Below are 13,572 nucleotides of genomic sequence, written 5' to 3'. Positions count from 1 at the left end.
GAGACGAGGTGATCGACGATGGCGCTCACCCGGACCTTCCGCACCGCCGACCGTCAGGACACCGCCGAACGCCTGCTGGCGTCCGCGGCGCGCTCCTCCTACGACCCGGCCCTCGAGATCGACTGGGACGCCCCCGTCCCTGCCGACAAGTACGGCATGACCCCCGAGTGGAGCAGCCTCTACGGCACCGCCCTGTGGGAGTCGATGACCGAGCGGCAGCGGATCGTACTGACCCAGCACGAGGCCGCCAGCATCGCCGGCACCGGCATCTGGTTCGAGATGATCCTGATGCAAATGCTCGTGCGCGACCTCTACCGCCGCGACCCCGCCACCCCCTACGTCCAGTTCGGGCTCACCGAGATCGCCGACGAGTGCCGGCACTCGACGATGTTCGCGCGCGCGGCACAGCACTTCGGGATCCCGTCCTACCGGCCGAAGCGCTGGATCCGGGAGAGCGGCCGGCTGTTCAAGGCCACCGCGAGCGGATCGCTCGCCTTCGGCGGCACCCTGTTCGCCGAGGAGATCCTCGACATGATGCAGCGCGACTTCATGCGCGACGAGCGGGTCCAGCCCGTCACCCGCACCGTCAGCCGCATCCATGTGATCGAGGAGTCCCGCCACATCCGGTACGCGCGTGAGGAGATCATCCGCCGCACGCGCCACCTCTCCCGTGCCGACCGCGCACGCGTCCGGCTGCAGCTGGGCATCTCCGCGTACTTCGTCGTCACGAGCCTGGTCCACGACGACGTCTACGCCGCTGCGGGACTCGACGTCGCCGAGGCCACCGCCGCGGTCCGCGCCAACACCCACTACCACGACCGGCTCCGCGAGGGCGCACGACGGACGATCGAGTTCCTCGACGACGTCGGCCTGATCGGGGGACCGTCCACCCTGCTGCTCCGCCGCGCCCACGTCCTGTGACCGCGCGACCGTCCCCGGCCGCCGCACGTCGCGACGGCCGTCGTTCCAGCAACCAGGAGAACAACACAGGTGAAGAAGCCGTCCCGCAGGACCACCCTGGCGATCGCCGGGGTGGCCGGCGCCGCTGCCGTTGCCGGCCTCGTGGCCTACCGCGCCCGCCGACGCCGCGCCGTGGTGCGCGCCGCCGACCGGCCACCGCACGCGCTGCTCGCGCCGCCGACGGTGGAACCCGACGTCATCGACCTCACCACCGACGACGGTGCCCATCTCAACGTCCGAGCCTACGGCGACCCGGACGCCGACCCGATCGTGCTCAGCCACGGATGGACCTGCAACGCCGACTACTGGATCCCGCAGATCAACGCCCTCGCCGGCCGCTACCGGGTGATCACCTACGACCAGCGCGGACACGGCCGCAGCGACCTCGGTACCCGGACCTTCGGCCCCGACGTCCTCGCCGACGACCTCGCCGCGGTCCTCGAGGCGACGGTGCCGGCCGGCCGCAAGGCAGTCCTCGCCGGTCACAGCATGGGCGGCATGAGCATCATCGCGTGGGCCGGCCGCCACCCCGATCAGGTGCGGGAGAAGGCCTCCGGGGTGCTGCTCGCGAGCACCGGCACCGACAGCCTGCTCGCCGAGGCCGCGCTGCTGCCGTCCCGGCTGGGGCGGGTGCAGGAGCCCGTCGCGCGCCGGCTCCTCGGCGCCGCCCTTCCGCTCGTCGCCTCACCCGTCACCACCCGGGCCCTGAAGTACGTCGCGCTCGCGCCCGGTTCGAGCACCGCCGAGGTCGCCTTCTGCGAGAAGATCGTGCTCGGCTGCACGCCGCGGGCCCGCGGCAACTGGGGCACCGCGCTGAGCGCCTTCGACATCCGCGACGGGCTCGACCACCTCACGGTGCCGACGACCGTGCTCGTCGGCACCGCGGACCGGCTCACACCGCCGGTGCACGCCCGCAAGCTCGCCGAGACCCTGAAGACCTGCGGGCACCTCGAGCGGCTCGTGGTGCTCGACGGGATCGGGCACATGAGCTCGGTCGAGGCGATCGACGCCTTCGACGACGAACTGCTGCACCTGGCCGAACGCGATCGCATGCCGGCCGGCGCCTGAGGGTCCCATCCGCGGCGGGCGCGGCGCCGAACCCTCGGTGTAGTCCACCGGGAGGAGACCCATGACAGTGGCCCGCCACCGCGCGGCCCGCGCCTTCGCCGGCCTCGTCGCGTTCGGAGTGGTCCTCGGCGTCGGAGAACTGCTGGCCGTGCTGATCGGGCCCGCCTCGTCGCCGTTCTACGCCGTCGGCGCCACCACGGTCGACCGAGCCCCGGCGTGGGCCCGCGAGTTCGCGATCGACACCTTCGGCACGTCCGACAAGCCGGCGCTGTTCATCGGCATGTCGGTGATCCTGGCCGTACTCGCCGTGGGGGCGGGGCTGCTCGAGCAGCCCGGCCGCCCGCGCGGTGGCCTCGTGATCCTCGCCCTGGCCGCGGTGGGCGTGTACGCGGCGCTGAGCCGGCCGGGCGCCACGGCCGTCGCCGCGCTGCCGACGGTCGCCGGCGCCCTCGCGGGCGCGGCGCTGCTGCAGTACTCCATCCGGCTGCTCGCCCGATCCGACGTCCGCGACGGCGTGCCGGAGACCCCGGCGTCGGGGTGGCCGCGCCGGCGGTTCCTCACGGTGGTCGGCTCCGCGGCCGCCGTGGCCGTGGCCGCCGGCGCGACCGGCCGATACCTCACCGACCGGCTGACGCGGGCCGTCGAGGACCGCACCCGGTTCCTGATCCCGCGGCCCGCCCAGCCCGCCGCATCCGTGCCGGCCGGCACCGAGGTGACGGTCCCCGGGGCCACCCCTTTCCTCACCTCACCGGCGGAGTTCTACCGCATCGACACCGCGCTCCGGGTACCGCGGTTGCGCACCGCCGACTGGAGCCTGCGCATCCACGGGATGGTGGAACGGGAGATGACGCTGACCTGGGACGACCTGGCCGCGTTCGAACCCGTCGAACGGATCCTCACGCTCACCTGCGTGTCCAACGAGGTGGGCGGCGACCTGGCCGGCAACGCCCGCTGGATCGGATACCGGATGAGCGACCTGCTCGCGCGCGCCGGGGTCCGCCCCGACGCCGACATGCTCCTGTCCACCAGCGTCGACGGCTTCACCTGCGGCACCCCCGTCGATGCCGTCCTCGACGGCCGCGACGCCCTGCTCGCCGTCGCGATGAACGGCGAGCCGCTGCCGTTCGAACACGGATACCCGGCCCGGCAGGTGGTGCCGGGCCTGTACGGGTACGTCTCCGCCACCAAGTGGGTCGTTGACTGGGAACTGACCCGCTTCGACCGGGCCGAGGCCTACTGGACGCGGCGCGGCTGGGCGGAGAAGGCCCCCGTCCGGACGGCGTCGCGCATCGACGTCCCCGCCGCGTTCGGCCGGCTCGAACCCGGGCCCGTGATCGTCGCCGGTACCGCGTGGGCACAGCATCGCGGCATCGACCGCGTCGAGGTCCGGGTCGACGGCGGCCCCTGGAACGACGCCGTGCTCGCCGAGGAGTACTCCCTCGACACGTGGCGGCAGTGGACGTGGCGGTGGGACGCGACGCCCGGTACGCACGTGCTCGAGGTGCGGGCGACGGACGGCGAGGGCCGGGTGCAGGACGAGCAGCGTCGCCCGCCCATCCCCGACGGCGCCACCGGCTGGCACAGCCGCACCGTCACGGTCGGGTGACGGGCGCGCCCCGGAACGGGACGTCAGCTGAAGACGACGGTCTTGCTGCCGTGCACCAGCACCCGGTCCTCGAGGTGCCAGCGCAGACCGCGGGCCAGCACCAGCTTCTCGACGTCGCGGCCGAGGCGCACCATGTCGCCGACCGTGTCGGCGTGACCGACGCGCACCACGTCCTGCTCGATGATCGGGCCGGCGTCCAGCTCGGGGGTCACGTAGTGGCACGTCGCGCCGATCAGCTTCACGCCGCGCGCGAAGGCCTGATGGTAGGGGCGTGCGCCGATGAACGACGGCAGGAAGCTGTGGTGGATGTTGATCGCCCGGCCCGCCCAGTGCTCGCACAGCTCGGGCGGCAGGATCTGCATGAACCGCGCCAGCACGACGGCGTGCGGATCGTGCACGTCGACTAGCTTGCGCACCTGCTCGAACGCGGGCCCGCGCTGTTCCGGGTCCTTGGGGAAGGACACGTAGTGGAAGTCGATGCCGTGCCGGCGGGTCACCCGCTCGAGGTCGGGGTGGTTCCCCACGACCGCGCAGATCTCCGCGTTCAGCTCGCCGGCGGCCACCCGGCCGAGGATGTCGTGCAGGCAGTGGCCCTCCTTGCTGACGAGGAGCACCACCCGCTTGGTCTCGCCGGTGTCCTGCAGCGTCCACTCGGTCTCCGGGCCCAGCTCCGCCGCGACGGTCGCGAACCGCTCACGCAGTTCGTCGAGGCCGAGCGGGATGGAGGAGGCACGCACCGCCTGACGAGTGAAGAACCAGCCGCTGTCGGGGTCCGCGTGGTAGCCGGCTTCGACGATCGAGCCGCCCACGTCCGCGAGGAAGGTCGAGATGCGGGCGACGATGCCGGTGGCGTCGGGGCAGCCCAGTGACAGTACATACCGACGGTCGTCGGACGAGGCAGCGGAGGTCATGCCGTCCAGTGTCTCAGGTGTGCAGCCGGGTCGTTCCGGCCGGTCACACCGTCGCCGGGGGCCGCCGGACGGTGGCGGTCCCGACGAGGGTCGTCGCGTCGATCGTGTGGATGCCGCGCTCGGTGACGGCCGCCAGGAACTCGGCGCGCACCGCGGCGACCGCGTCGGCGTCGAGCCCGGCCAGGGCTGCCCGCAGGCCCGTCGCGGTCACCAACGTCCAGCACAGTTCCTCGGTGGCGGGCAGCAGATTCGACAGGGTGCGTACCTCCACCGAGTGGGTGCCGGCGGCCGCGAGCCACGCCTCGAGGGTGCGCGGCAGATCGATCGCGTGCAGCGGTGTCCGGTCGCGCAGCGACGGCCGGCCCGCCACCGCCGGGTTGCGGCGGCCGACGACGTCGAACAGCGTCGCGCTGATTTCCTCCATCGCGCCGGCCCGCCACACGGTGACGCCGATCCGGCCGCCGTGCCGGACCAGGCCGACCAGGCGGTCGAACGTGGTGTCCATGTGGGGCAGCAGGAACACGCCGTAGGAGATGGCGAGCGCGTCGTACCCGGCCTCCGGGACCGCGGACGGCGGTTCCCACGTGGTGGCGTCGGCGCACACGAAGTCGATGTTCTGCAGCGCCCGCTCGGCGGCGACGAGCCGGCCGAGCTCGAGCAGTTCGTCGGCGACGTCGATCGCGTGGACCCGGCCGGTCGGTCCCACCGCCGCGGCGGCGGGCAGCGCCGAGGCGCCGGCGCCGCAGCACACGTCCAGCACCGTCGCGCCGGGACCGGGCCCGAGCTGGAAGACCAGCGCCTGCCCGGCCGGGCCCCACACCGTCGGGGTGAGCCGGTCGAAGTCGCCGCTCGCGTCGTCGAAGGTGCTCGCGAGCCGTGCCGTCTCGTCCACTGCGTCGGTCATGCCTCGTCCTCGGGTTCTCGAATCCGAGGACGGAACCTCGGATGCCCAGCGGGAGTGCAGCCGATACCCTATTGCAGTTCCGAACGTTTCAGTTCCGAATGCTGAATGGCGAGCACCCGGGACGTCGAGCGGGTACATCCCGCGTCGAGCGGGTGGATTTCGCGGCGAACCGCGAGGGGAGGGCTCAGGAACCGCCCGCTCGCCACCACAACAGCCCGCTCGCGCCCGTGCGACGAGCGCGGCGCGGCGGCCTTCACGTGCTCGCCGGAGGGGACGGGCACCCTGCGGATTGCTCACACCCCGATTCGATGAGGGTGGGTGTAGATGTTCATGGTGTCCTCGCGCAGGAAACCGACCAGGGTCAGCCCGGATTCGTCAGCCAGGTCGATGGCGAGTGAGGACGGTGCGGAGACGGCGGCGAGGACGGGGATGCCGGCCATGACCGTCTTCTGGGCGAGTTCGAAGGAGGCGCGGCCGCTGACGAGCAGGACCGTTCCCCGGGCGGGGATGCGGTGGTTTTCGGTGGCCCAGCCGACGATCTTGTCCACGGCGTTGTGCCGGCCGACGTCCTCGCGCAGGGCGAGCAGGTCACCGGTGGCGGTGAACAGGCCGGCGGCGTGCAGGCCGCCGGTGCGGTCGAACACCTTCTGCGCCTCGCGCAGGGTGTGCGGCATGCCCGACAGGGCGGTGGGGTCGACGACGACGGGGTCGTCGGCGGGGGCGTGGCGGGTGCGTTGGCGGATCGCGTCGAGGGAGGCCTTGCCGCACACTCCGCAGGAGGAGGTGGTGTAGAAGTTGCGCTCGATGCCGGTCTCGGGCAGTGCGACGCCGGGGGCGAGGTCGATGTCGAGGAGGTTGTAGGTGTTGCGGCCGTTCTCGTCGGTGCTGTGGCAGTAGCGGATCGCGGCGATGTCGCCGCGGTCGCCGACGATGCCTTCGGTGAGCAGGAAGCCTTGGGCGAGTTCGATGTCGGAGCCGGGGGTGCGCATGGTCACCGCCAGCGCGGTGCCGTTCACCCGGAGTTCGAGGGGCTCTTCGACGACCACGGTGTCCGGGCGTGTCGACTGTCGGTTCGCGTGGATGCGGGTGATGCGGGTGCGGGTGGTTACTCGTCCCATGCGGCGCTCCGATCGACGAGTTCGCCTCGCCCGGGTGATCGGGGAGCGGAGTCGGGGAGGGCCGGCCGGGCGCCGTGCCCGGTGCCGCGGCGCCCTCGCGCCGAGGGGTGTGGGCTTCGAGGCGGATGGTGACGGCCTTGGACACGGGGGTGTTGGACTTGCGGGCGACGTGGTCGAGCGGGATCAGGGGGTTGGTTTCGGGGTAGTAGGCGGCGACGTTGCCGACCGGGGTGGGGTAGGGGACGAGCCGGAAGTCGTCGGCGCGGCGCGCTTCGACGGTGCCGTCGGTGCGGGGCCATTCGGAGATCAGGTCCACCCGGTCGCCCGCCGCGAAGCCGAACGACTCGAGGTCGCGGTCGTTGACGAACAGCACCCGCCGGCCGCCCTTGACGCCGCGGTAGCGGTCGTCGAGGCCGTAGATGGTGGTGTTGTACTGATCGTGGGAGCGCAGGGTCTGCAGGATCAGCCGGCCCTCGGGCACCGGTACCCAGTCGAGGTCGTTGACGACGAAGTTCGCCTTTCCGGTGGCGGTGTGGAAGCGGCGCTCGTCGCGGGGTGGGTGCGGCAGGACGAACCCGTCCGGTCGGCGGACCCGGGTGTTGAAGTCGTCGAACCCGGGCACGACGCGGGCGATGGCGTCGCGGATGGCGTCGTAGTCGTCGGCGAACGCGCGCCACGGCACCGGGTGATCCGGCCCGAACAACGCCTGCGCGAGCTCGCAGACGATGGCGACCTCGCTGCGCAACTGTTCGCCGGCCGGCGTCAGGCCACCGCGGGACAGATGCACCACCGACATCGAATCCTCCACCGACACCAGTTGTTTGCGGCCGTTGCGGACGTCCTTGTCGGTGCGGCCGAGCGAGGGCAGGATGATCCCGGTGCGCCCGTGCACGAGGTGGCTGCGGTTGAGTTTGGTCGAGATCTGCACCGTCAGCGCGCAGTTGCGCAGCGCGGCGGCGGTCACATCGGTGTCCGGGGTCGCGGAGAGGAAGTTGCCACCCATCGCCATGAACACGTGCGCGGCGCCGTCGCGCATGGCGCGGATCGAATCGACCGCGTCGAGGCCGTGCCTGCGGGGACTGCGGATGCCGAACTCGTCGTCCAGAGCCTGCAGGAAGGACTCGGGCATCTTCTCCCAGATCCCCATCGTCCGGTCGCCTTGGACGTTGGAGTGCCCGCGCACCGGGCACACCCCCGCTCCGGGTTTGCCGATCATCCCCCGCATGAGCAACAAGGCCACGGCGTCCTCGATGGTGGCCACACCGTGGGTCTGTTGGGTCAGGCCCATCGCCCAGCACACGATGGTGGCGTTCGAGGCGATCAGGGCGCGGGCGGTCTGTTCGATCTGCTCGCGCGTCAGGCCGGTCGCCTCGAGCACCGTGGCGAGGTCGACGGCCCGGATGTGCTCGGCCCACTGCTCGAACCCGGCACACCGGCTGTCGAGGAACTCGCGGTCGAGCACGGTGCCCGGCCGACGGTCCTCCTCCTGGAGCAGCAGCTTGGCCAGGCCTTGGAACAGGGCCTGATCCCCGCCGATGCGGATCTGCAGGAACTCGTCCGCGATCTGTGCGCCGTCACCGAGCACGCCGTTCACCTTCTGCGGGTCCTTGAACCGCAGCAACCCGGCCTCGGGCAGGGGGTTGATCGCGATCACCGTGGCGCCGTTGGCCTTGGCCTTCTCGAGCACGGAGAGCATGCGGGGATGGTTGGTGCCGGGATTCTGGCCGGCGATGAGGATCAGGTCGGCGTCTTCGAGGTCGGTGACCGACACCGAGCCCTTGCCGATGCCGATGGTCTCGGTCAGGGCGGTGCCGGAGGATTCGTGGCACATGTTCGAACAGTCCGGCATGTTGTTGGTGCCGAAGGACCGGATCATCAGCTGGTAGACGAATGCCGCCTCGTTGGAGGTGCGGCCGGAGGTGTAGAAGATCGCCTCGTCCGGATTCGGCAGGGCACGCAGGTGCTCGGCAATCACCGCATAGGCTTCGTCCCAGCCGATCGGCTCGTAGTGCGCCCTGCCCGGTCGGATGATCATCGGATGCGTCAGCCGGCCCTGCTGCCCGAGCCAGAAGTCCGTCTGCGCGAGCAACTCCGGAATCGAATGGGCGGCGAAGAACTCCGGGCCGACTTTCCGGGTGGTGGCTTCCTCGGCGACGGCCTTGGCGCCGTTCTCGCAGAACTCCGCGGCCTTGCGATGCCCCGGGGTCTCCGGCCAGGCGCAACCCGGGCAGTCGAAGCCGTGCCGCTGGTTCAGCCGGGCCAGGGTGCGGGCGGTGCGTAGCGGGCCCATCTGCTCGAGACCACGACGCAGCGACACCAGCACCGCGGGCACCCCGGCCGCGTAGGACTTGGGGTCGGTGATCTGGATGTCGTTCTCGTCGAAGACGTGCCGGTCCGTGGTGTTCGTCATGCGCTGTGTCGCACCCATCGATCGGTCGACGAGAACGCCTCGCCGAGAAGGAAACTGTCGCCGTGGCCGGGGTGAACTCGGGTGTCGGCCGGTAACGCCGACAGTGGCCCGGGCGCCGTGCTCGGCGTCGGGGTGTGTCCGGGCGCTTCACACCCGTGCCGGAGGACGTCGCCGGTGAACACCACGCCCAGGTGCGGAAGATGCAACGACACCGACCCGGGCGTGGCGACCGGAGTGTGCAGCACCCGGATCTCGTCACCGGCGACGGCGATGCGCTGCCCGTCGTCGAGTCGCCAATAGCGACGCTGCCCGTGCACCGCCTGCCACAACGCGTGGTCGGCCGGATGCAGCAGGATCGGAGCACACAGTCCCACGCCCACGTCGACCGCGGCCGAGACGTGGGCCCGGCCACCCTGGGTGCAGATCACCGCGGTGACACATCGGTCACCGACCGCGTCGGCGATGTCGGTGGCTCGACCACCCGCATCGACGACCACCACGTCCCGGTCGTCGCCGACCAGCCAGACGTTCGTTTCTCCGGGATCGGCGAAGAACGGCCCCGGGGGCCGTGCTCGTCGAACGCAGACGCGGTCGATCCGAAAACCCTCACTCACGTCAGGCTCGTACCGTCGGTCGGCTCACTGCACGTGTCCCCGACCCGAATACCCCTGGGCGTGAGCCTGCACCACAGGAACGCGCACCGCGGTAGGCCTTCCGATCGCACACGTGGTCCCTCGCATCTTCATCGAACACAGCTGGTCCTGCCCGACCGTCAACGGTCGTTGCCGGATCCACCGTAAAGTCCGCCGACTTGCCGACGAACTGGCCGAACGATCAGATCGGCCTCTCCCGATGGGCAGTGCGCCCAGGCCCTCGCGCTCCCCACCGCCAGTGAATTTCTGCGGGTGGCGCCTAGAATCGGAAGCAATCCGAGGTGGCGTCATGATCAAGTCCGCAGAGCACCGGCCGGCAGAACCGGCTCCCGGGAGTGCCGTGGTGCACCTGCTGCCGTGCCGGACTCGGTCCGAAGACCGGGTGCACGGTGTCCGGTGACGCCGCCGAACGTCCCGCTGATCCGCCTCCGAGGGAGCTTGCGGACGAGTTGAGCGCGGCCGGTTTCGTCGAGCCGCGGGTGGCAGGGCAGGGAGGTTTCGGCATCGTCTACCGCTGTCGTCAGCCCGCCCTCGACCGGGTGGTCGCGGTCAAGGTGATGAGCCCCAGTCCGGACGAGACCGACCGGGTGCGGTTTCTGCGCGAGCAGCAGGCGATGGGCCGGCTGTCGGGGCATCCGAACATCGTGCACGTGCTCGAGGCCGGCGTCACCCGTACCGGGCGTCCCTACATCGTGATGCCGTTCCACCGCCGGGACTCCCTCGAGGCCTGGATCAACCGGCGCGGGGCCCGCACGGTTGCCGAAGTTCTCGACATCGGCATCAAGATGGCCGGGGCGCTCGAGACGGCACACCGGGCGGGTGTCCTGCACCGCGACGTCAAACCGGCGAACATCCTGATCTCCGAGTACGGCGAACCGCAACTGACCGATTTCGGGATCGCCCGGCTGTCGGATCGGCAGGACACCACGCGAGGCTTGGTGGTGGGCTCTCCCGCCTACACCGCGCCGGAGCTGCTGCACGGGCAGTCTCCGTCGGTCGCCTCGGACGTCTACGGACTCGGCGCCACCTTGTTCACCGCGCTGGCCGGCCGGCCGGCCTACGCGCGGCGCCGCGGGGAGGAACTTGTGGCGCAGCTGCTGCGGATCAGCACCGAACCGATCCCGGATCTGCGCGAGCGGGATGTTCCGGAGGGTGTGTGTGCGGTGATCGAGCAGGCGATGGCCCGTGAGCCCGCCCACCGCTTCGGCACGGCGGCGGGGTTGGGGGAGGCGCTGCGCAGCGCCGGGGCGGACCTCGGTTACACCGTTGCCGACCTGCCGCTGCCGTTGGTCTGGGACGAGGAGAGCCCACCGCAGCCGGAAAGTCGCGAATCCCCCGCGACCGCGGCGTATCTGCGCCTCGACCCTTCGGCCGGTGCGTCCGTGCCTGCTCGCCCGCCCGCCGTGGCGACCAAGTACCGCCCCCCGGTCGCGGCTCACGCGATGGTGCAGCGCACCCGGCTGCTCGACCGGCTCAGTACCGCGACCCGGGCACGGCTGATCTTGATCCACGGCCCGGCCGGATACGGCAAGACCACCGTGGCCACCCAGTACGTGCGGATGCTCGAGCACGACGGCGGCAAGACCGCTTGGTTGTCGATTGACGAAGACGACAACACCCCCGCCTGGTTTCTCGCGCATCTCGTCGATGCGGTCACGGTGACCCTGCCCCGGCTGGGCAGAGAGCTGACCCGTGTCCTGGAGGCACACGGGGAGGGTGCCGAGCGGTTCGTGCTGACCACCCTGATCAACCGGACACACGCGGGCGGGCAGCACATCGCGGTGGTCCTCGACGACTGGCACCGGGTGACCAACCCCGCCAGCCGGGCCATCGCCCGGTTCCTGCTCGAGCAAGGGTGCCACCACCTGCAGCTGGTCGTCACCAGCCGGGCCCGGCAGGGTCTGCCGCTGAGCGGCCTGCGCGTGCACAACGAGCTGATCGAGATCGACGCCGCCGCACTACGCTTCGATGTCGACGAGTCCCGCCAGCTGCTCACCGGTACCACCGGATTGACCATGGAGGACAAGGACGTTGCCGAGCTCGAGGAAACAACCGACGGGTGGGCGGCGGCCCTGCAGCTGGCCTCGCTGGCAATACGCGAACACCGTGACCCCCGGACGGTCATCCGCCAGCTGTCGGGCCGGCATCGCGCTCTCGGCGAGTACCTCGCCGAGAACGTCCTCGACAGCCTCGAACCGGACCTGCTCGACTTCCTGCTGGCCACCGCGGTCAGCGAACGCACGTGCGCAGCCCTGGCCACCGCCCTGACCGGCCGCCGGGACGCCCAGGCCGTGCTCGAAGACATCGAAGAACGGGACCTGTTCCTCACCCGGCTCGACGAGGAGGGACAGTGGTTCCGCTACCACCACCTGTTCACCGACTATCTACGCCGCCGGCTCGAACGAGGCGACCCGGAACGCCTGCACGAGCTGCACCGGACCGCGGCCCGATGGTTCGCCGATCAACACCTGTTGAGCGCGGCGGTCGATCATTTCCACGCCGCCGGCGACGACGACGCGGCGATCGACGTGGTCGAGCGGGAAGCAATCCCACTGCTCGAACAATCCCGGATGAACACTCTGCTCGGGTTGGAGACCAAGCTACCGACGACCGCCGGCGCGATGCGGCCACGCCTGCAGCTGGCGGTGGCCTGGGCACACGCACTGCTGCACCACCGCGCTGCGGCCAACGACGCCCTCAGCCGCCTCGAGGCAGTGCTGCCGACCGTGTCCGGCGACGAAGAGGCTGACGCCCGAGCCGAGGCCGATCTCATCCGGGCCACCATCACCGTCTTCGACGACCGTCTCGACCACCTCGACGAGGCACTCGAGGCGTGTATCGCCCGCGCCGACAGACTCCGCCCGTGGATTCTGTGCGGTGTCGCGGATGTGGCCTCGTTCCGCGAGATCCAGCGGTTCGACTTCGACGAGGCCCGGCGCTGGCAGCAATGGGCACGCCCGCATCACCGCCGCGCCTCCGGGCCGTTCAGTGTCATCTACGGCTATTGCCTCGATGCAGTGGCCGCACGGGAACAACTCGATCTCGACGGCGCCGAGACGAGCCTGCGCCACGCCATGCACCTGGCCACCGCTTCCGACGAAGACAATTCCTACAGCTCCCGGCTCACCGGTGCCCTCCTCGGGGAATTGCTGTACGAACAGGGAAACCTCGCCGAGGCCGAAGGCCTGCTCGACGAGAGCTACAGCCTCGGCGCCGAAGGCGGAACCGTCGAGTTCATGCTCGCCACGTACGTCATCGGCGCTCGCCTGAAGCATCGCCTGGGGCAGCACGAACAGGCCGCCGAGCGACTGGCCGAAGGGGAACGGCTGGCACTGTCACTGCAACTGCCCCGCCTGGCGGTGTACATCACCAACGAGCGCATCCGGACGGGCATCGGGATATCGCAGGTCTCCCCGGACACCTTTCCTCCCGGGCTTCCGAGCGACGTTCCTGACGGGATCGCCCAGGTCACGGCCGAGACCACGGAAGAGGCGGCAATCCGGCTGCTGCTCGCCGCCGGCTCCGACAGTGCCCGGACACCCGCGTGCCGGCGCGCCCGAATCCTCACCGAGTCGATCAGCGCCACCGACCGGCCCAGAGCATCCCTCTATGCCCGCTTGTTGCTGACCGAGTGCCTTGTCACGGTCGGCTCACTCCCGGAAGCGGAACGGGTGTTACTGCCCGTCCTCGAGCAGTGTGCACGGTCGGGTTTGGTTCAGCCGGTGCTCGATACCGGACCCGCTGTGCGAGAACTCGTTCGGCGGGTCGGTTCGGAACGACACGGCCGCAGCATCAGCCCCGCCCTCGCCCACTTCCTCGATCGGCTGCACACAGCACCACAGCCGTCCGCAACACCGGAGAACACGTGAGTCCTCCCACCCCGGGCAGCGCCGAATCGAGCGCATCGCGACACCGCGATTGCCGCCCCGACGGCCCGCTCGG

At 70.8% G+C, this 13,572-nt stretch carries 8 protein-coding genes and 1 pseudogene; 4 read left to right on the top strand and 5 right to left on the bottom strand.

Going from position 1 to position 13,572, the window contains the following annotated elements; translation table 11 throughout:
• Positions 1 to 18 precede the first annotated feature (18 nt).
• The 3 genes from ISO16_RS09300 to ISO16_RS09290 all read left to right on the top strand — a co-directional run bounded on the left by ISO16_RS09300 (position 19) and on the right by ISO16_RS09290 (position 3,634).
• Positions 19 to 921, top strand: a complete 903-nt coding sequence (locus tag ISO16_RS09300; RefSeq protein ID WP_072635784.1) for an AurF N-oxygenase family protein — start codon at positions 19 to 21, stop codon at positions 919 to 921.
• A 69-nt stretch (positions 922 to 990) separates the two neighbouring features.
• Complete coding sequence (locus tag ISO16_RS09295; RefSeq protein ID WP_006946508.1) at positions 991 to 2,028, top strand: alpha/beta fold hydrolase; 1,038 nt, start codon at positions 991 to 993, stop codon at positions 2,026 to 2,028.
• A gap of 61 nt (positions 2,029 to 2,089) precedes the next feature.
• Positions 2,090 to 3,634 (top strand): molybdopterin-dependent oxidoreductase, encoded by a 1,545-nt coding sequence (locus ISO16_RS09290; protein WP_072635783.1) that lies wholly within the window; start codon positions 2,090 to 2,092, stop codon positions 3,632 to 3,634.
• Between the two features lie 23 nt (positions 3,635 to 3,657).
• On the opposite strand, the gene purU is transcribed toward ISO16_RS09290, so the two are convergent.
• The 5 genes and pseudogenes from purU to ISO16_RS09265 all read right to left on the bottom strand — a co-directional run bounded on the left by purU (position 3,658) and on the right by ISO16_RS09265 (position 9,591).
• Positions 3,658 to 4,545, bottom strand: coding sequence for a formyltetrahydrofolate deformylase (gene purU, locus ISO16_RS09285; RefSeq protein WP_006946510.1), 888 nt, complete (start codon positions 4,543 to 4,545; stop codon positions 3,658 to 3,660).
• A gap of 43 nt (positions 4,546 to 4,588) precedes the next feature.
• On the bottom strand, positions 4,589 to 5,449 hold the full coding sequence (locus tag ISO16_RS09280; RefSeq protein WP_072635782.1) for a class I SAM-dependent methyltransferase: 861 nt from the start codon (positions 5,447 to 5,449) through the stop codon (positions 4,589 to 4,591).
• 293 nt (positions 5,450 to 5,742) lie between these two features.
• Complete coding sequence (gene fdhD, locus ISO16_RS09275) at positions 5,743 to 6,567, bottom strand: formate dehydrogenase accessory sulfurtransferase FdhD (protein WP_072635781.1); 825 nt, start codon at positions 6,565 to 6,567, stop codon at positions 5,743 to 5,745.
• 115 nt (positions 6,568 to 6,682) lie between these two features.
• A pseudogene (locus ISO16_RS09270) lies at positions 6,683 to 8,977 on the bottom strand (FdhF/YdeP family oxidoreductase); the annotation flags it as partial.
• Positions 8,974 to 9,591 (bottom strand): MBL fold metallo-hydrolase, encoded by a 618-nt coding sequence (locus ISO16_RS09265; RefSeq protein ID WP_006946520.1) that lies wholly within the window; start codon positions 9,589 to 9,591, stop codon positions 8,974 to 8,976. The gene ISO16_RS09265 and the pseudogene ISO16_RS09270, both read right to left, overlap by 4 nt.
• 488 nt (positions 9,592 to 10,079) lie before the next feature.
• On the opposite strand from ISO16_RS09265, the gene ISO16_RS09260 reads away from it, so the two are divergent.
• Positions 10,080 to 13,499, top strand: a complete 3,420-nt coding sequence (locus ISO16_RS09260; RefSeq protein WP_072635779.1) for a serine/threonine-protein kinase — start codon at positions 10,080 to 10,082, stop codon at positions 13,497 to 13,499.
• The last annotated feature ends 73 nt before the right edge of the window (positions 13,500 to 13,572 follow it).

This window comes from Rhodococcus sp. M8 (assembly GCF_015654185.1).
Lineage (GTDB): Bacteria > Actinomycetota > Actinomycetes > Mycobacteriales > Mycobacteriaceae > Rhodococcus > Rhodococcus aetherivorans.
Note: the sequence above shows the minus strand (reverse complement) of the source record. Positions and strands in the feature narration are given on the sequence as shown.

Excerpts from the sequence above, each read along its gene's own strand:
- ISO16_RS09290 (WP_072635783.1), top strand. The coding sequence starts at position 2,090 with ATGACAGTGGCCCGCCACCGCGCGGCCCGCGCCTTCGCCGGCCTCGTC.
- purU (WP_006946510.1), bottom strand. The coding sequence starts at position 4,545 with ATGACCTCCGCTGCCTCGTCCGACGACCGTCGGTATGTACTGTCACTG.
- ISO16_RS09280 (WP_072635782.1), bottom strand. The coding sequence starts at position 5,449 with ATGACCGACGCAGTGGACGAGACGGCACGGCTCGCGAGCACCTTCGAC.
- fdhD (WP_072635781.1), bottom strand. The coding sequence starts at position 6,567 with ATGGGACGAGTAACCACCCGCACCCGCATCACCCGCATCCACGCGAAC.
- ISO16_RS09300 (WP_072635784.1), top strand. The coding sequence starts at position 19 with ATGGCGCTCACCCGGACCTTCCGCACCGCCGACCGTCAGGACACCGCC.